The organism is Thioclava sp. DLFJ4-1 (genome assembly GCF_002020145.1).
Taxonomy (GTDB): domain Bacteria; phylum Pseudomonadota; class Alphaproteobacteria; order Rhodobacterales; family Rhodobacteraceae; genus Thioclava; species Thioclava sediminum.
Map to the genome: position 1 here is coordinate 905,116 of NZ_MPZT01000002.1, position 19,524 is coordinate 924,639.

The 19,524-nt window shown below is 62.5% G+C and carries 21 protein-coding genes; 11 read left to right on the plus strand and 10 right to left on the minus strand.

Going from position 1 to position 19,524, the window contains the following annotated elements; genetic code table 11:
* Positions 1-47: 47 nt before the first annotated feature.
* Positions 48-1,229, minus strand: a complete 1,182-nt coding sequence (gene rlmN, locus BMI85_RS09555) for a 23S rRNA (adenine(2503)-C(2))-methyltransferase RlmN (RefSeq protein ID WP_078600955.1) — start codon at positions 1,227-1,229, stop codon at positions 48-50.
* A 133-nt stretch (positions 1,230-1,362) separates the two neighbouring features.
* Positions 1,363-1,881 carry an invasion associated locus B family protein gene (locus BMI85_RS09560; protein ID WP_246832534.1) on the minus strand — a complete coding sequence of 173 codons (519 nt, stop codon included), beginning with the start codon at positions 1,879-1,881 and terminating at the stop codon, positions 1,363-1,365.
* Positions 1,882-2,044: 163 nt separating this feature from the next.
* On the opposite strand from BMI85_RS09560, the gene BMI85_RS09565 reads away from it, so the two are divergent.
* The gene (locus tag BMI85_RS09565; protein WP_078600957.1) at positions 2,045-3,037 is read left to right on the plus strand and encodes an asparaginase; all 993 of its coding nucleotides are present in this window, start codon (positions 2,045-2,047) and stop codon (positions 3,035-3,037) included.
* A gap of 3 nt (positions 3,038-3,040) precedes the next feature.
* Here the strand turns inward: BMI85_RS09565 and BMI85_RS09570 are convergent, their stop codons facing one another.
* The 6 genes from BMI85_RS09570 to BMI85_RS09595 all read right to left on the minus strand — a co-directional run bounded on the left by BMI85_RS09570 (position 3,041) and on the right by BMI85_RS09595 (position 6,783).
* Positions 3,041-3,859, minus strand: a complete 819-nt coding sequence (locus BMI85_RS09570) for a DUF1217 domain-containing protein (protein ID WP_078600959.1) — start codon at positions 3,857-3,859, stop codon at positions 3,041-3,043.
* Positions 3,856-4,260, minus strand: a complete 405-nt coding sequence (gene flbT / locus BMI85_RS09575; RefSeq protein WP_078542484.1) for a flagellar biosynthesis repressor FlbT — start codon at positions 4,258-4,260, stop codon at positions 3,856-3,858. Before flbT ends, BMI85_RS09570 begins: the two co-directional genes overlap by 4 nt.
* Positions 4,257-4,676, minus strand: a complete 420-nt coding sequence (gene flaF / locus BMI85_RS09580; protein ID WP_168174762.1) for a flagellar biosynthesis regulator FlaF — start codon at positions 4,674-4,676, stop codon at positions 4,257-4,259. Before flaF ends, flbT begins: the two co-directional genes overlap by 4 nt.
* A 42-nt stretch (positions 4,677-4,718) precedes the next feature.
* Positions 4,719-5,960, minus strand: coding sequence for a flagellin (locus tag BMI85_RS09585; RefSeq protein ID WP_078600962.1), 1,242 nt, complete (start codon positions 5,958-5,960; stop codon positions 4,719-4,721).
* A 207-nt stretch (positions 5,961-6,167) separates the two neighbouring features.
* A complete protein-coding gene (locus BMI85_RS09590; RefSeq protein WP_078600964.1) occupies positions 6,168-6,506 on the minus strand; it encodes a flagellar export chaperone FlgN in 339 nt (112 codons plus the stop codon).
* Positions 6,499-6,783 carry a rod-binding protein gene (locus BMI85_RS09595; RefSeq protein WP_078601138.1) on the minus strand — a complete coding sequence of 95 codons (285 nt, stop codon included), beginning with the start codon at positions 6,781-6,783 and terminating at the stop codon, positions 6,499-6,501. Before BMI85_RS09595 ends, BMI85_RS09590 begins: the two co-directional genes overlap by 8 nt.
* A 1,612-nt stretch (positions 6,784-8,395) precedes the next feature.
* Between BMI85_RS09595 and BMI85_RS21545 the strand changes: the two genes are divergently transcribed.
* Positions 8,396-8,998: a flagellar hook-length control protein FliK gene (locus BMI85_RS21545; RefSeq protein ID WP_210402331.1), complete on the plus strand. Its 603-nt coding sequence runs from the start codon at positions 8,396-8,398 to the stop codon at positions 8,996-8,998.
* Between the two features lie 9 nt (positions 8,999-9,007).
* Positions 9,008-9,691, plus strand: a complete 684-nt coding sequence (locus BMI85_RS09605) for a flagellar hook capping FlgD N-terminal domain-containing protein (RefSeq protein WP_078600968.1) — start codon at positions 9,008-9,010, stop codon at positions 9,689-9,691.
* Here BMI85_RS09605 and ubiB read toward each other — a convergent pair.
* Complete coding sequence (ubiB, locus tag BMI85_RS09610; protein WP_078600970.1) at positions 9,688-11,217, minus strand: 2-polyprenylphenol 6-hydroxylase; 1,530 nt, start codon at positions 11,215-11,217, stop codon at positions 9,688-9,690. The two genes, BMI85_RS09605 and ubiB, sit on opposite strands and share 4 nt — an antisense overlap.
* Positions 11,218-11,220: 3 nt before the next feature.
* Positions 11,221-11,973, minus strand: a complete 753-nt coding sequence (ubiE, locus tag BMI85_RS09615; RefSeq protein ID WP_078571138.1) for a bifunctional demethylmenaquinone methyltransferase/2-methoxy-6-polyprenyl-1,4-benzoquinol methylase UbiE — start codon at positions 11,971-11,973, stop codon at positions 11,221-11,223.
* 76 nt (positions 11,974-12,049) lie between these two features.
* On the opposite strand from ubiE, the gene mutM reads away from it, so the two are divergent.
* From mutM to BMI85_RS09655, 8 genes are all read left to right on the plus strand, one after another.
* On the plus strand, positions 12,050-12,895 hold the full coding sequence (mutM, locus tag BMI85_RS09620; RefSeq protein ID WP_078600972.1) for a bifunctional DNA-formamidopyrimidine glycosylase/DNA-(apurinic or apyrimidinic site) lyase: 846 nt from the start codon (positions 12,050-12,052) through the stop codon (positions 12,893-12,895).
* Between the two features lie 86 nt (positions 12,896-12,981).
* Positions 12,982-13,758, plus strand: a complete 777-nt coding sequence (locus BMI85_RS09625) for an enoyl-CoA hydratase (RefSeq protein ID WP_075776776.1) — start codon at positions 12,982-12,984, stop codon at positions 13,756-13,758.
* Positions 13,759-13,967: 209 nt separating this feature from the next.
* Positions 13,968-14,234 carry a 30S ribosomal protein S20 gene (gene rpsT / locus BMI85_RS09630; protein ID WP_078521610.1) on the plus strand — a complete coding sequence of 89 codons (267 nt, stop codon included), beginning with the start codon at positions 13,968-13,970 and terminating at the stop codon, positions 14,232-14,234.
* Between the two features lie 497 nt (positions 14,235-14,731).
* Complete coding sequence (gene dnaA / locus BMI85_RS09635) at positions 14,732-16,123, plus strand: chromosomal replication initiator protein DnaA (protein WP_078571315.1); 1,392 nt, start codon at positions 14,732-14,734, stop codon at positions 16,121-16,123.
* A gap of 114 nt (positions 16,124-16,237) precedes the next feature.
* Complete coding sequence (gene dnaN / locus BMI85_RS09640) at positions 16,238-17,356, plus strand: DNA polymerase III subunit beta (protein WP_078521612.1); 1,119 nt, start codon at positions 16,238-16,240, stop codon at positions 17,354-17,356.
* A gap of 52 nt (positions 17,357-17,408) precedes the next feature.
* Complete coding sequence (recF, locus tag BMI85_RS09645) at positions 17,409-18,467, plus strand: DNA replication/repair protein RecF (RefSeq protein ID WP_078600974.1); 1,059 nt, start codon at positions 17,409-17,411, stop codon at positions 18,465-18,467.
* On the plus strand, positions 18,464-18,892 hold the full coding sequence (locus BMI85_RS09650; RefSeq protein WP_078600976.1) for a VOC family protein: 429 nt from the start codon (positions 18,464-18,466) through the stop codon (positions 18,890-18,892). Before recF ends, BMI85_RS09650 begins: the two co-directional genes overlap by 4 nt.
* Positions 18,889-19,509, plus strand: a complete 621-nt coding sequence (locus BMI85_RS09655) for a LysE family translocator (RefSeq protein WP_078600978.1) — start codon at positions 18,889-18,891, stop codon at positions 19,507-19,509. The genes BMI85_RS09650 and BMI85_RS09655 overlap by 4 nt, the downstream gene beginning before the upstream one ends.
* Positions 19,510-19,524 lie beyond the last annotated feature (15 nt).

Below are 19,524 nucleotides of genomic sequence, written 5' to 3' on the forward strand. Positions count from 1 at the left end.
TACTTCCCACACGTAGCGTCAATGCAGAAGCGGCGAAGCGGGTTCCCTTAAAGCCCCGCCTCAGCCTGAATCTGCGCCCGCGATTTGCGCGCCCGCTCGGTCGCCGATTTCAGCTGACCGCAGGCGGCCATAATGTCTTCGCCGCGCGGCGTGCGGATCGGCGAGGCATAGCCCGCCTTGTAGATGATGTCGGCGAAGCTCTCGATCCGCTCCCAATCGCTGCGCTCATAGGGCGCGCCGGGCCATTCGTTGAACGGGATCAGGTTGATCTTCGCGGGGATGCCACGGATCAGCTTCACCAGACGGCGCGCGTCCTCGTCGCTGTCGTTCACACCCTTGAGCATGACGTATTCAAACGTGATCCGCTCGGAGTTCGACAGGCGCGGATATTCCCGCAGCGCGTTCAGCAGCGTCTCGATATTCCAGCGCTTGTTGATCGGCACCAGCTTGTCGCGCACCTCGTCGGTCGTGGCGTGGAAGGACACCGCCAGCAGACAGCCGATCTCCTCGGCGGTCTTCGCGATCTCCGGCACGACGCCCGAGGTCGACAGCGTGATCCGGCGGCGGCTGAGGCTGATGCCTTCACCATCCATCACGACCTGCATCGCGTCGCGGACATTCTCGAAGTTATAAAGCGGCTCGCCCATCCCCATCAGAACGACGTTCGACACCAGACGGGTCTCGTTCTTCGGGCTGTTCTTCTCGGGCCATTCGCCCAGATCGTCGCGTGCGAGCATCACCTGCCCGACGATCTCGCCTGGCGTCAGGTTGCGCACGAGTTTCTGCGTGCCGGTGTGGCAGAACGAACAGGTCAGCGTGCAGCCCACCTGGCTCGAGATGCACAGCGTGCCGCGGCTTTCCTCGGGGATGTAGACCGCTTCGACCTCGTGGCCGCCGGCGATCTTCAGAAGGTATTTCCGCGTGCCGTCCTCGGACACCTGCTTCGAGACAATCTCGGGCAGGGTAATCTCGAACGTCTCGGCCAGCATCGCCCGGTAATCCTTGGCGAGGTTGGTCATCGCCGCGAAATCGCGCACGCCCCAGTAATAGAGCCACTGCCAGATCTGGCCGACGCGCATCTTCGCCTGCTTCTCGGGCGTGCCCGCCTCGATCAGCGCCGCGCGGAGCTGGTCACGGGTGAGACCGATGAGGTTCACCTTGCCGCCTTCGGGCAGCTTGCGCGGGATCGTGTGCACGTCTTGCGTGATCGGAGCCTGAGACTGGGTCATCGCATGTTTCCTTGAAATGAGGCGCCTCATATAGGGGATTCGCCCCTGCATTAACAGGGGGCGTCGCGCTTTTGGCTCGAACGCGAAAACCCCGGCGCATGGCCGGGGCTCCAATGTCAGGCGCGAGGGTCGCTTACTGGCAGCGCTGCTCGGCTTCGGTGGTCGCGGCGGTGAAGCCCATCAGCGAGAACGTGTCCTCGGTCTGGGTGCCACGGCTCGAACGCCCCGTCAGCTTCACGTCAGACCCGGCCTTGAGCGCGCCGATGATCTTCGCGTCCTCTTCAGGCGATCCGGCCCAAGCGCCGCCGCCATCGGTGAAGAGCGTGTATTTCTGACCGCCGACTTCGAGATCGACCGTCGAGCCATCCGCGAAAGGATAGCCGCCCATGAACGAAATCTCGGGCTTCTTGCCCGGACGGTAGGTCACGAACAGCAGGATATCCCCGCGGTTCACCTGCACGACCTTGCCGCCTTTGGTGTTGACCGTCTTCTTCGGTTTCGACACGCCCCAGCACTCTTTCGGATCGTTATCGACGAAGACGCTCCAATCGGTATTCGCCGCGACGCGGTTGGTGCTTTCCTGCGCCATTGCGCCATGCCCCGCCCCGATCATGAGCGCGGCGACCGTCGCGATCCGCAGACCCTTCATCATCATGCTTACAGCCTCCAGCTGTCAGGTTGCCTCTGCATCGCCCGGGCCGGTCACCCTGTTTTCGGTGGCGAATGCGTTTTCCTCTCGATAACACTCATTTAACCTAAAAAAGCCTAGGGGTAAAACCCCGCGATGGCGAGATTTCGCGCATAGGAGGCAGGCGATGACGGCACCGAAGGCAATGATCGAGCTGTGGCGCGGGGGGATGTGTGAATCCGTCCATCACGGCCATGCGGTGATCTTCGGCCCGGAGGGGATCGAAGCCGCCTGGGGCGATCCAGAAGCGGTTATTTTTCCGCGCTCTTCTGTGAAGATGATCCAGGCCTTGCCGCTGCTGGAAAGCGGCGCGGCGGAGGCCGCCGGGCTGACGACGCGCCAGCTGGCCCTCTCCTGCGCGAGCCATTCCGGCGCGCAGATGCACCGCGCGGCGGTCGAAGACTGGCTCGCGACGCTTGGGCTGGGCGATGACGACCTGCGCTGCGGGGCGCATCTGCCGCGCGACAAGGCCGAGAAGAAGCAGCTGATCTGCTCGGATCACGCGCCTTGCCAAGCGCATAACAATTGCTCGGGCAAACATGCCGGGTTCCTGACGCTGAACCGGCATCTGGGCGGCGGTCCTGACTATGTGGAGATCGATCACCCCGTGCAGCGGGCCGTGAAAACCGCCTTCGAAGAGGTGACCGAAGAGACCTCGCCGCGCTACGGGATCGACGGATGCTCGGCCCCGAATTTCGCGACCAGCCTCGCCGGTCTCGGGCGCGCCATGCAATTCTTCGCGGCGGCGACCTCGGACGGCGATCTGCGGGCGCGCGCTGCGACCCGTCTGGTCGATGCGATGATGGAGCATCCAGAGCTCGTCGCAGGCGAAGGCCGCGCCTGCACCGAGATCATGCGAGAGGCGAACGGGCGCGTCGCCGTCAAAACCGGTGCGGAAGGCGTCTATGTCGCCATGCTTCCGGATCAGAAACGCGGCGTCGCCCTGAAGATCACTGATGGCGCGACCCGAGCCTCGGAAGCGGCGATGATCGCGCTGCTGATCCGCCTCGGTGCGCTCAATGCCAACGCGCCCGTGGTGCATCGCAGATTGACCGGCCCGATCAGCAATTGGCGCGGCCTGAAAACGGGCGAGCTCCGCCGTGCCGCGCAGTTTCCTTAAAGCCTAGAGCCGAAGCGAAAGGCGCTGCGCCCCCGCGTTTTGCAAAAGGCTGAGCGCGACATTCTGCGACGAGACACTGGTCATGCTCGAGAGCTGCGCACGAAGCAAATAATCCCGCGTCAGGGCCTCCAGTTTCTCGGATGCACCGAGCTCCGCGGGATCAGAGGTCCCGTAGGTGCGTTGCGCCTTGGACATATAGATCTCGCGCTGCTGATCGACATCAAGCGCGCCAACGCTAGGTGGCAGGTTGAGCGCAGTCTGGAACACCCGGCTCAGGGATGGCGATCCGATAATCGTGTACCACTTCGCAGCCTCGGAGATATCCTTCGCCGCGAGCTCGGGAAGGTCGCGCTGCAACGACATCGCCATGCGCAGGTCATTATCGACTTCGCCGACCGCGACCTCGAATTCTCGGGTCTGAAATTTCGTCAGAATCTCGTCCGCGAAAGTCGAAAGCTTCGTTCGCGGGACCGAGAAATCTCCGAATCCGAAGGCCGTGGTCAGCGCGAGGTAGCTTTTGTCCGACAGCTTGTTGGCCAGCGCCGTTCTGTCCAAAGAGCCTTCCTCGAGCACTTTTCGGATGAAGTATTTATTGTCGATATCCGCATCGAGACCGAATGCGCCGAGCGCCACACCGAGCAGACGCCGATCATCTACCAAAGCCTTCGCCGTATCGATCTGTCCGATCGTCTCCCGGAAATAGCTATCGAGGCGTTGGTTTTCCGTCGACGCCGCGAAAGCGGCCTGCTGCGTCTCCATCGTGCGCGAGAGAAACCGCCACCCCGCAAACCCGGAGAAAGGGACGACCGGCTGATACGTCATGACGCGCCTGCGGCGAGGAGGCGTTCCTCCCGTGGAAGAAGCGTGCGCAGTGCTTTCAGCGCTTGGTAATGCTGGTTCTCGATCACGGCGAGCGTGGCCGCATTGAGCTGCGCACGGCTATCTTGATCCTTGAGAACTTGACTGAGCTGTTCGATCCCCCGAAGCAACTGCATCTTCGCCTCTTGCGGATCGGTGTCACCGGAGAGCACGAGCTGTGCGATATAGCAAACCCGACGGACCGGGGTGTTGACCTCTTCGGGATGGATCGCGTCGCGCAGCCGAAGAATGTTTGCGTTCGGCGTCATGATCGCGAGTCGCGATCGGCGATCCCCATTTTCGATGACGGCACCGTTGATCAGCACTCTCTCTTTCGGGGCGAGTTTCAGAACGAGGCCGCTCATTGTTTTGCCCCGTCTTGTCGCAACCCGCGCATGATGGCGGTGTTCACGTCGATCAGCGCATCGACCGACCGGTCTTGCGAAAGCACGAGGCGGCTATGCGCCTGCGTGAACTCGTGCAGGAAAAAGATGCGGGCGCAAAGATCTTGCGGCAAGCCATTCTCCGGATCGGCGACATCCGCCGCCAGCGCGGTCCAGAGACGGCGGTTTTCGAAAATCGCTTCGGCCAACGCGGCAAAGGGGGCATCTTGCGAAGAGACCTGTTTGAGGCGGCGCGTGATGCGGGCGAAGAGTTCGAATTCGAGCCCTCGCGGCGTGCGCATCGGCTGGCTGGGATTGGAATAGGCCGTTTTGGCCAAAGTCGTCGCGTACACGGGAAATCCTTCCGGTGACTGAAACTGATCATGCGCGGGACACATGAGCGAAGTTGGGGCACCGCATCAGGTGCCCCAACCCGAGCCTTAGCGGAACAGAGAAAGGATGTTCTGCGGCTGCTGGTTGGCGATCGAGAGCGCCTGAATGCCCAGCTGCTGCTGCGTCTGCAGCGCCTGAAGACGGGCCGAAGCCTCTTCCATGTCAGCGTCAATCATCGAACCGATACCCGCTTTGAGCGAGTCGCTGAGGCTGGAGATGAAATCGGCTTGCGTGCCGATCCGTCCCTCCACGGAACCGAAGGACGATGCCGCGTCGGTTGCGGTCTGGATCAGCGTTTCGATATTGGAGAGCGCCGCGGTCGCCCCCGCCTCACTGGTCACGTCGATCGATGCGACCGCGCCGAGGCCGCCTGCCCCCGCATTGACGAATTGAGACACGATCGTAAGGTCTCCCGCCAGATCGGCGATACCGTCATTTTTGAAGGTGAGAGTCGAATCGCTGGTGGTGCTGACACCGGCCGTGAAGTCGACTTGAAGGTTGGCGATACCCAGCGCGTCGATTGCCGATTTGAGGCCTGCTGCGATCAGGTCGGTGCGCGCAGTTCCAGTCTGCGCCGCGTCTGCAGCCGAGAGCGTGTAGCTGACGGTTTGGTCACCCGGGGTAACCCTGACGCTATCACCCGCAGCCCAGCTCACCGTATCATCAAGTAGGAGATCTTTACCGGTTCCATCCGCTTTGGCGAGGGTCGTTGCGGCAACGTCCTTGTCGGTGGACACCCCGTCGGACGCTGTGAAGGCAGCTTTGGCGGAATACCCACCGACCGACAGGTTCTGCGCGGCGACGTCGATATGACTTGCAGAGACGGTGCCGTCCGACGCGCGATCAAGCGAAGACAGAACCTTGACGGTCGCGGCGGAAGAGCCATCCACCAGGTTCAGCCCGTTAAACTGCGCCGCCCCGACCACCGAGGTCAATTGTTCCTGCAAGGCGTCGATATCGGTCTGGATCTTGTCGCGATCTACGTTCGATTCCTGCGCGGCGACGATTTTGGTTTTCATATCCGTCAGCAGGTCGGTGACGGTTTCGGCCGCCTTACGAGCGACGGCAACGGTCGATTCGCCCAGTGCGAGGCTGTCCGAAATGCCAGAGAAGCTCTTAACGTCGGATTCCATGACCTTCGAAATCGCCCAGACAGCCGCGTTGTCTTTCGCTGAGCCGACGGATTTGCCGGTCGAGATTTCGGATTGAGTGGTGGCGAGGCCGGAATTGATCCCTTTGAGGGTCTGCAGCGCGACCATCGCGCCGGTATTCGTCAGAATGCTGGACATGATTTATCCCTTTAGTGTCGACGCTTTGCGTCACTCGATTGAAAAGCCGCGTGTTCGACGCGGCACTCAAGGCTTTCTGACCAATGCGCCTCCTGAGCCGTGAGGCGCGCCATCGCTTGGATGCGTCGTCACCATGGCCCTCCAAAGGCTAACAATCTGCTAAATCCCTCCCCGATCTCTCAACAAATTCCTTTCATGATTAACAGCTTATGCACGACGCTCGAAATCTCCGCTGCCGCGGCGGATGGGCCGCGGTCGCCCTTCTTTGTCATAGGACTCGAAGCCTTTCGCCGCCGTCACAATCGTTTTCAAACGAGCCTGCGCCGCGCGAACACCCGCAAGTGCCGAGGCCAATAGCGTCTGATTCTCGCGTGCAAGCGCACGGATTTTCTCGACCGTGTCGCCATCAGGTTTCGTCAGCGCAGCCATCGCGCGCTCCTTTCGATCGCTCAGCCCGACAAGGTCGGAAAAATCCGCCGAACGGATCGCTTCCCGTTCGAGCCGTAGCAGCGAGATCAGCTCTTCCGCAGCATTCGTATCAGGCATCCTGCCCTCCGTTCTTGAGCGATTCGAAGATGATTTCCGCAAGGCCAATTCCCCCGGCCTCGACCATGGCCTTGGACTGTTCGGCTCTCAGGAAGGACGAGAATTGCTCTTCGCCAATTCCACCGCCGAAAGCACCGCTTGCGGCTTTCATGCCCACCTCTTTGAGCATTTCCGACAGGAACCCAGCTTCTAGTGCCTTCGCTTGCTCAAACAGCTTGGCATCAAGCGAAGAGAGACCAGCCGCGTGCGGCAGCGGTGATACGGTCGGACTGTGCATCGAACTCTCCAGTTGCAGATAATTTTCTGCACTCTGCCAGTCGGGCGTAAAGAATCGGTAAGTTCCTGCGGCGATAGTGGCCTCGACACAGACAGAAGTCGTGAGGACCATGATTCCCTTTCCGATTCCAGAAACGCCGAAAGGCCCGAGCGGCCATCTCAAGGCAGCAGCGAGACCTACCGATACGGCGGAGTCGCCGGGCGGAACCTTCACGCTTGAAGAAGAGGCCGCGCCAAAAACCGTCGCAATCCCTCGTGGCGTTAACTTGGTTGAGGAGCCGGAGGGAGGCGCCGACAAGGACCCGCAGTGTGAGGCTGAAGATGCTCAAGTAGCGCCGACGATCGGATCAGGCGCTCGAGAATTGGCTGGCAGCGATTCTGACATTGCGCTGCCCGGTCCGCAGGGCCCGTTCGGCCCGACGCGGTCGGCGCTCACAGTCGACCCGGACCATCCCACAAAGTTCAATGGTTCAAAGAAGCCCGAGGAGAGCGTCGCCTCGCATGATGGCGGCGCGACGTCTCGATTGAACGGAAAAGGATATGGGGAGAGGGTTTCGCTTGCTCACACGGAGACGGACAAAATCGAAGCGAATATCCCTGACACGGCTTCGGAAAGCTCAATGCGTTCTGTGCAACTCTCGAACGTGATGACCGTTCAGCCACAGATCGACACGCAAAACGCTGGCTTCGTGAAAGATGGAACGCTCTCAATACTCGTTAGAAATGATGCGGCGACCGTTGCGCCTCACGATGCGAGCGGTCGGGTACAAAGGTCTGCTGAAACTGGCGGAAATTCGGCGGTAGTTGTGTCGTCAAAACCCGAGGTGTTTGTCCCCGGGATTGATAGCGCTCAAAGTGCCGAGCCCGCATTGAAAATTCCAACGCTCACAGCATCCGATGCAGAGGGGACAAAGGCAGGGAACGTTGAAACCAAAAGCACACCGCAGGAGAACGCAACTAGCTCGGGCCCTCTTCGTCCCGACGGTCGTTCAGAAATGGCGCTTGTGCGGGGCCTGAATGCCGCGCCTTCTTTCCATTCACCTGCTGCAACACATAACCCTCTGGCAGGCAAACAACCTGAAAGCGCGCCCGTCTTTGGCCAAAACAGTGCCCAAACCCAACCGACCGAAGCGTCAGCTGGGGCTGCGCGCACCGTTGCTCCAGAAACTGATCCGACGCTGACCGGGATGAAGAGACGCGCAGGAGACCAGGCAGCGCCGGCCTTCTCTCCACTGCCTTCCACGCTCGCCGAGCCGCCCGGTGCGAAGACGCGAGGATCAAGGGCTTCAGACGTCAAATTGAGCGCTAAGGAAGCACCGCAGCCCGCCGAGGCAAGCGTTGTCTCTTCGAGACTTCAGCAGATCGCGAACGCAAATGCCCCACACCACGAGCTGGCGACCGAGGCCTCCGCCCCCCCTTCAACTGTCGGCGCCTCTGGAGCGGTTGCGCGCCCTCAACCTCAGCAGAACACGTCACCGATACTGAGCGTCGTGCAAAGCGATGCGCCGCAGAATGAAAAGGCCGGGGCGCCCGAGAGGTCAACCCGGCTGGAGGCCGCACCTCTCCCTTCGGGTGCCATACCCTATGCCTCACCCGCGCCCGCCCTCAAACGCATGGATCATGCACGGGCCATCTATCTCACGACGGCGGAACTGGGCGCGGCCAAGAGCAATATGGACGCCCCCGAGCTGACCGCCACGCGGGCCCATGTCGGTGAGACAGCAGAGACATGGGCCGCGGGCTCCGCCCCTCTGATCACCGCGTCGGGTGGGTCCGGGCAGACAAGCGCGGCGGTGCCCCCCGCGCCCGCTTCTATCGCGCAGTCGATCGCCCATCAGATCGGGATCTCACTGCCACGGATGCCCGATCGACCGGTGGAGATTGCGCTTTCACCGGAGGAACTGGGCCATGTGCGCATGACCCTCCACGCGAGCCAGCATGGCATGACGGTGGCGATACAGGCCGATCGTGCCGAGACGCTCGACCTCATGCGCCGCCATATCGACACGCTCGCGCGCGAGATGCACGACATGGGCTATGGCGCGCTCGATTTTCAGTTCAGCCAGCGCGACGAGCGTCCGCAGCAACGGCTCGACATGCTCGACGGCTTGGGCGCAGCCCCGGACTTAGACCCAATTGAGACGCCGATTGCCCCGGCCCCACGCGCAACCGCGCGCCTCGCCCCCCCGCAAAGCGGGCTCGATCTGCGGATGTAGGAGACGACCATGACCACCACTTCCCCCATCACCTCGCCTGCCACCGCCACGTCGGCCGTTACCGCCGCGGAGAACGGCACAGGCACCAAAGCGCCCTCGGCGCTGAGCTCGGATTTCGAGACTTTTCTGACGATGCTGACCGTTCAGATGAAGAATCAGGATCCGCTCAACCCGATCGAAAGCGCCGACTTCGCAGTTCAGCTCGCGACTTTTTCGGGCGTCGAGCAGCAGGTGAAGACCAATGACCTTTTGACGGCTCTGTCTGGCCAGACCGGGCTCGGAGGGTTGAGCGAACTGGCGGGCTGGGTCGGGATGCAGGCGCGTGCCGAAGCGCCGAGTTACTTCGACGGCACGACGCCCGTGGATCTCGCGCCGGCCGCGCAATCGGGGGCCGATGCCGCTGTTCTAGTGGTGACGGATTCCAACGGGCGTCAGGTTGCGCAGAAACCCATCTCGCCCGCACTCGACAGCTATTCCTGGGACGGGACAAACGACGCAGGTCAGGTTCTGGGCGCAGGGCGATACAGTTTCGCGCTGCAAAGCTACGCCTCTGGAAGCTTGATCGGCACCGACCCGGTTGCGGCCTACACGCGCGTGACCGAGGTGCAATCAGGCGCGGACGGCGCGCTGCTGACGCTTGAAGGCGGCGCCACGATCGCCGCGGACACGGTCAGTGCGTTGCGAGAGGGTTAAAGCAACTCACCCAGCACGACGCCGAGCAAAAGCAGGGCCGTCCCCGCAGAGATCAGCGCCGCGTAGCGCCAGCGTGTTACCGTCACGGGGGGCGGCGTCGGTTCGGTCTGTTTGCGGATCGCCGCTTTCACGAGGTCGGGGAGTTCCGGCCCGAAGCGGCCCAGCACCTGCACAGTCTTGCGCAGGTCATTCGCGATGGCGCGCGGCCCAAGGCTCTCGCGGATGTATTTCTCCACGACCGGCTTGGCGACTTCCCACATGTTGATCGACGGATTCAGCGAGCGGGCGACACCTTCGACAACCACCATCGTGCGCTGTAGCAAGATCAACTGCGTCTGGGTCTGCATCCCGAACCGCTCGGTCACCTCGAAGAGATAGGCCAGCAACCGCGCCATCGAGATATGCGTCGCGTCCATCCCGAAGATCGGCTCGCCGACAGCGCGCAGCGCCAGAGCGAACTCGTCGACATCGCGATCGGCGGGGACGTACCCGGCCTCGAAATGCACCTCGGCCACGCGTTTATAGTCGCGCTGGATGAAGCCCATGAGAATCTCGGCATAGACCCGGCGGGTATATTCGTCGATCTGCCCCATGATCCCGAAATCATAAGCGAGGATATCGCCGTTCCCGGCCACCTTGAGATTGCCGTGATGCATGTCGGCATGGAAAAAACCGTCGCGCAGCGCATGGCTTAGAAACAGCTGCAAGACGCGCTCGCCAATGCTGGAAACATCATGGCCCGCCCCGCGCAGACCGTCCGGGTCGCCCATCGGCAGCCCCTCGGCCCAGTCGAGAACCATCACCCGCTTGGCCGAGAGGTTCCAGACCGGCTGCGGCACCACGAAACCGGCATCGCCTTCAGTATTCGCGCCGAATTGCGAGGCGGAGGCCGCTTCCAGACGCAAGTCCAGCTCGCCCATAACGACGGATTCGAAATGCTTGATCACCTCGCTCGGGCGCAAACGACGCGAGGCGAGCGAAATCCGTTCGATCATCGCGGCGGCGAAATGGAAGGCGTCGAGATCGCGGCGGAAGGCGCGCTCGATCCCCGGACGCAGCACCTTCACCGCGACGCGCTCGCCCGTATCGGCGCGGCGCGCGGAATGGACCTGCGCGATCGAGGCGGCGGCGACGGGCTCGGAAAACTCCATGAAGAGCTGATCGGCGGGCGCGCCCAGTTCTTCCTCGACCATGCGTTTGGCCACGGAAGTCTCGAAGGGCGGCAGTTTGTCCTGCAGCACGCGCAGTTGATCGGCCAGCTCCGAGCCGACCACATCGGGCCGTGTCGAGAGGACCTGACCGAACTTGATATAGGCCGGGCCCAGCGCGGTGATCGCGCGCGTCACCGGCGGCAGTTCCGGATCGCCCTTGTAGCCGAGCCACGCAAACGGCGCGCTGATCGCATAGGCCAAGGCGCGCAGCCGCGGCGGCGCGTCCATCGCTTCGAGCGCCTGATGCATCGCACCCGTGCGGATGAAGGTCGCGCCCGTCCGGATCAGGCGCCAGATATTATGGGGTCCGCGCATCGGTTAAAGTTTCCAGCCCGAATGCAGCGCCGCGATCCCCATCGAGAGGTTCCGGTAGGAGACATTCTCGAACCCGGCCTCGCGGATCATCTGCGCGAATGTCTCCTGCGTCGGGAATTTGCGGATCGATTCCACCAGATACTGATAGCTGTCGCGGTCATTCGCGACGATCTCGCCCATCTTCGGGATCACGTTGAAGGAATAGAGATCATAGGCCTTCTGCATCATCTCGTTCGGGATCTGGCTGAATTCGAGCACCATGATCCGCCCGCCGGGCTTGAGCACCCGGTAGGCTTCCTTGAGCGCATCAGGAATGCGCGTCACGTTCCGGATGCCGAAAGAGATCGTGTAGACGTCGAAGGAGTTATCCGCGAAGGGCAGTGCCATCGCATCGCCCACGACCCAGTCGAGACTGTCGGCCATGCTTTCGGCCTCGGCGCGCTTGCGGCCTTCGACCAGCATCGATTCGGTCATATCGCAGACCGTTGCGTGGCCCGAGCCTGCGCGCTTGAGGAAGCGGAAGGAGACGTCGCCCGTGCCGCCCGCCACATCGAGCAGCTTCTGACCCGGCCGCGGCGCGAGCCAATCCATCATCGCATCTTTCCAGACGCGGTGGATGCCCATGCTCATCAGGTCGTTCATGATGTCGTATTTCGATGCCACTCGCGAAAACACGCCGTGAACCATGCCTGCCTTGGCATCTTCGTCCACGGTCTGAAAACCGAAATGCGTGGTCTTTGATTGCTCTGCGCTCATGGGCCCTTGCCGTTCCTCATTTCACCCCCTTCTTATAGGGGCCCTTTGCCCCAAGACAATGCGATGAGGAGGAACAATGCCCGAATTGCCCGAGGTCGAGACGGTTCGTCGCGGGTTGGTCCCGGCCATGGAAGGCCATCGGATCGAACGCGCCGAAGTCAATCGGCCCGACCTGCGCTGGCCCCTGCCCGAGCGGATGGCGGAGCGGTTGCAAGGTGCCCGCATCGACCGACTGCGGCGACGGTCGAAATACATCCTGGCCGATCTCGATAGCGGGGAGAGCCTGCTGATCCATCTGGGGATGTCCGGGCGGATGCTGGTGTCGGGCGTGACGCTCGGCGAATTTCATCTCGATCATCCGGCGCCTGCCAAGCACGATCACGTTGTTTTGCACATGTCCGGCGGCGGACGCGTGACCTTCAACGATGCGCGCCGTTTCGGGGCGATGGATCTGGTGCTGACCGAGCGCGAGCAGGCCCATTGGCTGCTGGCGGGGCTGGGCCCCGAGCCCTTCGGCAACGACTTCCACGAAGACTATCTGGTCGAGGCGCTCAAACGCCGCGCAACGCCGATCAAATCGGCGCTGCTCGATCAGCATGTCGTGGCGGGTCTGGGCAACATCTATGTCTGTGAAGTGCTGCATCGGGCAGGTATCGATCCGCGTCGTCAGGCGAAGCGGATCTCGAACCTGCGGCTCGCTTCGCTCGTGCCGATCATCCGCGAGGTGCTGACCGAGGCGATCTCGGCCGGCGGCTCGTCCCTACGCGACCATCGTCAGGCGGATGGGGAGCTGGGATACTTCCAGCACAGCTTCCATGTCTACGACCGCGAGGACACGCCCTGCACCACCTGCGCCACCCAGATCCGGCGCATCGTTCAATCGGGACGTTCGACCTTTTTCTGCCCGTCTTGCCAGAAATGACGCAGCGCTCCAGCCTCATAAGACGCTTGATCTGATTTGATGCTCTGCTAGGAGTCCCGTTCAGAGACAAGGAAAGGCAAGACCGAATGGCCTACCAGACCCTGATCGTCGAGATCGAGGATTACGTTGCCCTGATCCGGCTCAACCGCCCCGACGCACTGAACGCCCTGAACTCCCAATTGCTGGGGGAACTTGCCGAGGCGCTGAAATCGGCGGAAGAGAATGACAAGGTGCGTTGCATCGTCATCACCGGTTCGGAAAAGGCCTTCGCGGCTGGCGCAGACATCAAGGAAATGTCGGAAAAGAGCTTCGTGGACATGTTCACGAGCGACTTCTTCGGCAAGGAGGCGGATGCCATCAACCGCATCCGCAAACCGATCATCGCTGCAGTGGCGGGCTACGCGCTCGGCGGCGGCTGTGAACTGGCGATGATGTGCGACTTCATCATCTGCGCGGAGAACGCCAAGTTCGGCCAGCCCGAGATCAATCTCGGCGTGATTGCCGGGATCGGCGGCACCCAGCGCCTGACGCGCTTCGTGGGCAAGTCCAAGGCGATGGACATGCACCTCACGGGCCGCTTCATGGATGCGGGCGAGGCGGAACGGTCGGGGCTTGTCAGCCGGGTCGTTCCGAACGCCAAGCTGATCCCCGAGACGATGGCCGCGGCGCAGAAGATCGCCGAGAAGTCGATGCTCGCGACCCGAGCGGCAAAAGAAGCGGTCAACCGCTCCTACGAGACGACGATGAACGAGGGCATCCTGTTCGAGCGTCGTCTGTTCCACGGGCTGTTTGCGACCGACGACCAGAAGGAGGGCATGGCCGCCTTCCTCGAAAAGCGCGAGCCGCAATTCCGCGACAAGTGAGCCCTTTCGGGCCACCAACGCGAGAGCAGATGGCGGGGCTTCGGCCCCGCTTTTCATTATTCCCTTTCCCTTTCACGCATTTTGGCTTATGAGGCCGCCTCACATGCGCGTGGAGCCCGCTTAGGCTAGAATCATCTAGGTTCGCTGGAGCCCGGGGTCTGTCGTGCGATTGAAAGATTTGAACAGACCCGGAAAGTGGGAAGATACACATGGCTAACACGCCCCAGTCCAAGAAACGCGCCCGTCAGAACGAGCGCCGTCAAGACGTCAACAAAGCACGTCGTTCGCGCATCCGTACCTTCATCCGCAAAGTCGAAGAAGCCATCACTTCGGGCGACTACGAAGCGGCAACCAACGCTCTGCGCGCGGCTCAGCCCGAACTGGCTCGCGGCGTCACCAAAGGCGTTCTGCACAAGAACACCGCATCGCGCAAAGTCTCGCGCCTCGCTTCGCGCGTGAAGGCCCTCAAAGCCTGATCTGCGTCCCGGAGCGAACTGGCTCGGGAATACGCTGGATTCCTTAAGAAAAACGCGTCTGCCTATCTGGCAGGCGCGTTTTTTCTTGGACAATCAACGCCTTGACACAAAACTGTTGCAGTTTTGCGCAGCCCCCTCAGATTCGTTTCGGGGAATCTCACGTCAAGCGCAAAGGTCGGTTGCCTGCGGGCTCACCAGCTTGCTAGCTTCTACCTGCGATTCACGTCGCCTTGGGGGACATGACGCATTTATCTGGCCGTCGAGGGCAAATAAGTCTGCCACGACAAATGAAAAAGCCTGGCGGCGACCAGCGAAATGCGATTCCGATTCTCGAGGGGGTATAACCCCTCACTTTCGGCAACTCTGCCTGACACCGGGTTTTAGCCCCGGCAGGTAGGTCGTGTCTGTTTGTATTCGAGTTTGGCCTGCCAGCCGGACTCACCGCAAAGCCAAGGGACGAAGACGCACCTGATTTGTGTTTGGCGATGGGCGGAAAAATGACGGACGACACTTGGGGGCAGGTCTGCAATGAGCTTCAAAAAGCTGTTGGGCAAAACAACTACACGACCTGGATCGCTCCTCTCGAGCTGATCGACCTCGAGGACGGTATCGCCTCGTTTCAAGCACCGACGAAATTCATGTGCGACTGGGTCTCGCGCAACTTCGCGGAACCGATCCTGAGCGAATTGCGCCGGGCAGGTGTCTCCGCCGAGCGCGTCAACATCTCGGTCCCGTCGCGCCGTCCGATGAACGGCTCTGCGAATGGCGCCACGCGCCCGACGGTTCCGGCCCCTGCCCCGGCCGCTCCTGCCGTCAAGCCGCGCAAGACCCCGCGCCCCGACGAGCCGCTTCCCGGCGCGCCGCTGGATTCGCGTTTCACCTTCGACAGCTTCGTCGTCGGCAAACCGAACGAGCTGGCCCATGCCGCCGCCAAGCGCGTCGCCGAAGGCGGCCCCGTCACCTTCAACCCGCTGTTCCTCTATGGTGGCGTCGGCCTTGGTAAGACGCACCTCATGCACGCCATCGCGCATGACCTGCAGCATCAGCGCCCCGATCTGCGCGTGCTCTACCTCTCGGCCGAGCAGTTCATGTATCGCTTCGTGCAGGCGCTGCGCGAAAAGCAGATCATGGACTTCAAGGAGATGTTCCGCTCGATCGACGTTCTCATGGTCGATGACGTGCAGTTCATCGCCGGCAAGGATTCCACGCAGGAAGAGTTCTTCCACACGTTCAACGCGCTGGTCGATCAGGGCAAACAGATCGTCATTTCGGCGGATCGTGCGCCCGGCGAGATCAAGGACCTCGAAGAGCGCATCAAGTCGCGCCTGTCCTGCGGCCTCGTCGTCGACCTGCACCCGACCGATTACGAACTGCGCCTCGGCATTCTGCAGACCAAGACCGAAGCCTATAAGAGCGAGTATCCCGATCTGAAGATCGCCCCCGGCGTTCTGGAATTCGTGGCGCACCGGATCACGTCGAACGTGCGTATCCTCGAAGGTGCGCTGACCCGTCTGTTTGCCTATGGCTCGCTGATCGGGCGCGAAATCACGATGGATCTGGCGCAGGAATGCCTCAAGGACCAACTGCGCCAATCCGAGCGCAAGGTCACCGTCGAGGAAATCCAGCGCAAGGTGGCGGAGCATTACAACGTCCGCCTCTCGGATCTCGTGGGGCCCAAGCGCCTGCGCGCCATCGCGCGGCCGCGTCAGGTGGCGATGTTCCTCGCGAAATCGCTGACCACCCGTTCGCTGCCCGATATCGGGCGCCGCTTCGGTGGGCGCGATCACACCACGATCATGCATGGCATCCGCAAGATCGAAGAGCTGCGCGGCACGGATTCGCAGCTCGCCGAAGATATCGAGTTGCTCCGCCGCCTCCTTGAAAGCTGATCTGGCCCGCTGGGCTTGACGCTCCGGACAAAGCGACCGAATGTCTGCGAAAACCGTTGTGCCGGTGGCGCGAGGTGCTACCTTGCCAGCCCCGGAAAGTCGTGAGGGATCGACATGAAATTCAGCATCGAACGCGCCGCTCTGCTCAAGGCCGTCTCGCAAGCGCAATCCGTTGTGGAACGCCGCAACACGATCCCGATCCTTGCAAACGTCCTGATCGAAGCCGAAGGCGACACCGTCCAGTTCCGCGCGACCGACCTCGATATCGAGGTGGTCGACAAGGCGCCCGCGCAGGTCGAACAGGCCGGGGCCACGACCGTCTCGGCGGTCATGCTGCATGAAATCGTGCGCAAACTGCCCGATGGCGCGCTGGTCTCGATCTCGGATGATCCGGCCGCCGGGCGTCTGAACGTGCAGGCCGGCCGGTCGAGCTTCAACCTCGCCACGCTGCCGAAGGAAGACTTCCCGGTGATGGCGTCCTCGGAATACACCGCGAATTTCACGGCCAAGGCCGGGGTGCTCAAGCGCCTGTTCGACAAGTCGAAATTCGCGATCTCGACCGAAGAGACCCGCTATTACCTCAACGGCGTCTATATGCATATCGCGACCGGCGAAGACGGTCAGGTGCTGCGCTGCGTCGCGACCGACGGTCACCGTCTGGCACGCATCGATTCCGGCCTGCCGGAGGGCGCCTCGGGCATGCCCGGCGTGATCGTGCCGCGCAAGACGGTGAACGAGCTGCGCAAGCTCTTGGAAGATGACGATCAGGAAATCGCGGTCTCCGTGTCGGAAACCAAGGTCCGTTTCGCGACCCCGGTAATCACGCTGACCTCGAAGGTCATCGACGGCACCTTCCCCGATTACACCCGCGTCATCCCGACCGGAAACACCCGCCAGCTGGAAGTCGACGCGTCCGAATTCGCGAAAGCGGTGGACCGTGTGGCGACCGTCTCGTCGGAGCGTTCGCGCGCGGTGAAACTTGCGCTGGAAGCCGACAAGCTGGTGCTCTCGGTCAACGCTCCGGATGCCGGTGCTGCGGAAGAAGAGCTGGTCGTGGCCTATGCCGACGAGCCGCTGGAGATCGGTTTCAACGCGAAATACCTGCTCGAGATCGCGAGCCAGGTGGACCGCGAGAATGCCGTCTTCCTGTTCAACTCCTCGGGCGATCCGACCCTGATGCGCGAAGGTGGCGACACCTCGGCGGTCTATGTGGTCATGCCGATGCGCGTGTGACATCCGCCGGGAGCCTCCGGCGGGGATATTTTGACCAACACGAAGAGGCGCGATGCTGCGTGAGCTGAAGATATTGCAGTTCCGCTCGCATCGCCGTGCCGAGATTACTCTCGATGGGCGGCCCGTGGCGATCTACGGGCCGAACGGCGCGGGCAAGACGAATATCCTCGAAGCCGTGTCTCTGCTCTCGCCCGGGCGTGGGCTGCGCCGGGCGCAGGCCGATGAGTTGATGCGCCGCGCCGAGGCCGTGGGCTGGAAGCTGCGCGCCGTCACCGACACCCATGAAATCGAAACCTCCGCCCTTCCCGGGGAATCGCGCCGGGTCGAGATCGACGGCAAGGCGGCACCGCAGGTCGCACTGGCGCAGATCCTGCGGGTGCTGTGGCTGGTGCCCTCGATGGACCGGCTCTGGATCGAAGGGGCCGAAGGGCGCAGGCGGTTTCTCGACCGGATGGTGATGAGCTTCACCCCCGCACACGCCGAGGTAACGCTCGCCTACGAAAAAGCGATGCGCGAGCGTAACCGCTTGCTCAAGGACATGGTCCGCGATCCGAACTGGTATCACGCGCTGGAGGCGCAGATGGCCGAGGCGGGCGCTGCGATCCGGGCGAACCGGGCCGAGGCCCTGACGCGGATCATGCAGGCGCAGGCCGATGCGGCGACGGCATTTCCCGCGGCGCATCTGGTGCTCGAGAATGAAGGCCCCGAGGATCTGGCAACCGCGCTCGACGCAAACCGGCATCGTGACATGTCTGCGGGCCGCACGCTGGAGGGGCCGCACCGGGCCGACCTGCTGGCCACTTACGTCGAGAAGGACGCCCCCGCTGCGCAATGCTCCACCGGGGAGCAGAAGGCGCTGCTGATCTCTCTGATCCTAGCCAATGCGCGGGCGCTTGCGGGCGAGGATGTGGTGCTTCTGCTCGACGAGGTCGCGGCCCATCTGGACTCCGGCCGGCGCGCGGCGCTTTATGACGAAATCTGCGCAATGAGCGCGCAGGTGATGATGACCGGGACCGGCGCGGAACTGTTCGAGGCGCTTGGACCCCGCGGGCAATATCTTGAAGTGGTCGAGGGGCCGCAGGGCTCCGAAGTGAGGGAGGCAACGCCATGAGCTATCCGCAGCAGCGTGTGACGCTGATCACACTGGGCGTGGCCGATCTCGATCAGTCCAAGGCCTTCTACGGAGCCCTCGGATGGCAACCCCAAGCCGAGCAGGACGACGTCGCCTTCTACCAGCTCCACGGGATGGCGCTGAGCCTGTTCTCTCTGCCCGCGCTGGCCGCCGATCAGGGACGCACCCGCGCGCGGCTGGGCACCGGAGCGATGACGCTGGCGCAGAACTTCGACAGCCCTGAAGAGGTGGATGCCGCCTTCGCCGCCGCGCTCGAAGCGGGCGCATCCGAACTGAAAGCCCCCGAGAAGACCTTCTGGGGCGGCTATTCGGGCTATTACGCCGATCCCGACCACCATGTCTGGGAACTCGCCCATAATCCTTTCTGGCCGCTGGCCGACGACGGAAGCCTGACCCTCCCATGACCCTCACGCTCTCGCAGATCGCGCTCTATTCCGGCGCGCTGTTCGTTCTCTTCCTCACCCCCGGGCCGGTCTGGCTCGCCCTTCTCGCCCGCGCCATGTCGGGAGGTTTTGCCGCCGCCTGGCCGCTCGCCTTTGGGGTCACCGTTGGCGACATGATCTGGCCCGCGCTCGCCATTCTCGGCGTGTCGTGGTTGGTGGGCGAATTCAGTTGGTTCCTCGACGCCCTGCGCTGGGTCGCGGTCGCGATGTTCGTCGGGATGGGCGCGCTCCTGATCCGCCATGCCGACCATCAGATCAGCTCCGACAGCCGCCTGACGCGCCCCGGCATGTGGGCAGGTTTCGTCGCCGGGCTCATCGTGATCATCGGCAATCCCAAGGCGATCCTGTTCTACATGGGCATCCTGCCGGGCTTCTTCCCGATCGCCACGATGACCTGGATCGACATCGCCCTCGTGAGCTTGATCTCGGCCATCGTGCCGCTGACCGGCAACCTGATCCTCGCCGCCTTCGTCGACCGCATCCGCAACTTCGTGCAAAGCCGCGGCAAGCTGGCAAAGCTCAACCGGATCGCGGGCGGGCTGATGATCCTTGTAGGCCTTCTTATCGCCGTGACGTGACCCCCTAAATCTTGT

Coding starts and splice junctions, on each gene's coding strand:
- rlmN (WP_078600955.1), bottom strand. CDS start 1,229: ATGACCCAGTCTCAGGCTCCGATCACGCAAGACGTGCACACGATCCCG.
- BMI85_RS09560 (WP_246832534.1), bottom strand. CDS start 1,881: ATGATGAAGGGTCTGCGGATCGCGACGGTCGCCGCGCTCATGATCGGG.
- BMI85_RS09565 (WP_078600957.1), top strand. CDS start 2,045: ATGACGGCACCGAAGGCAATGATCGAGCTGTGGCGCGGGGGGATGTGT.
- BMI85_RS09570 (WP_078600959.1), bottom strand. CDS start 3,859: ATGACGTATCAGCCGGTCGTCCCTTTCTCCGGGTTTGCGGGGTGGCGG.
- flbT (WP_078542484.1), bottom strand. CDS start 4,260: ATGAGCGGCCTCGTTCTGAAACTCGCCCCGAAAGAGAGAGTGCTGATC.
- flaF (WP_168174762.1), bottom strand. CDS start 4,676: ATGTGTCCCGCGCATGATCAGTTTCAGTCACCGGAAGGATTTCCCGTG.
- BMI85_RS09585 (WP_078600962.1), bottom strand. CDS start 5,960: ATGTCCAGCATTCTGACGAATACCGGCGCGATGGTCGCGCTGCAGACC.
- BMI85_RS09590 (WP_078600964.1), bottom strand. CDS start 6,506: ATGCCTGATACGAATGCTGCGGAAGAGCTGATCTCGCTGCTACGGCTC.
- BMI85_RS09595 (WP_078601138.1), bottom strand. CDS start 6,783: ATGCACAGTCCGACCGTATCACCGCTGCCGCACGCGGCTGGTCTCTCT.
- BMI85_RS21545 (WP_210402331.1), top strand. CDS start 8,396: ATGGATCATGCACGGGCCATCTATCTCACGACGGCGGAACTGGGCGCG.
- BMI85_RS09605 (WP_078600968.1), top strand. CDS start 9,008: ATGACCACCACTTCCCCCATCACCTCGCCTGCCACCGCCACGTCGGCC.
- ubiB (WP_078600970.1), bottom strand. CDS start 11,217: ATGCGCGGACCCCATAATATCTGGCGCCTGATCCGGACGGGCGCGACC.
- ubiE (WP_078571138.1), bottom strand. CDS start 11,973: ATGAGCGCAGAGCAATCAAAGACCACGCATTTCGGTTTTCAGACCGTG.
- mutM (WP_078600972.1), top strand. CDS start 12,050: ATGCCCGAATTGCCCGAGGTCGAGACGGTTCGTCGCGGGTTGGTCCCG.
- BMI85_RS09625 (WP_075776776.1), top strand. CDS start 12,982: ATGGCCTACCAGACCCTGATCGTCGAGATCGAGGATTACGTTGCCCTG.
- rpsT (WP_078521610.1), top strand. CDS start 13,968: ATGGCTAACACGCCCCAGTCCAAGAAACGCGCCCGTCAGAACGAGCGC.
- dnaA (WP_078571315.1), top strand. CDS start 14,732: ATGACGGACGACACTTGGGGGCAGGTCTGCAATGAGCTTCAAAAAGCT.
- dnaN (WP_078521612.1), top strand. CDS start 16,238: ATGAAATTCAGCATCGAACGCGCCGCTCTGCTCAAGGCCGTCTCGCAA.
- recF (WP_078600974.1), top strand. CDS start 17,409: ATGCTGCGTGAGCTGAAGATATTGCAGTTCCGCTCGCATCGCCGTGCC.
- BMI85_RS09650 (WP_078600976.1), top strand. CDS start 18,464: ATGAGCTATCCGCAGCAGCGTGTGACGCTGATCACACTGGGCGTGGCC.
- BMI85_RS09655 (WP_078600978.1), top strand. CDS start 18,889: ATGACCCTCACGCTCTCGCAGATCGCGCTCTATTCCGGCGCGCTGTTC.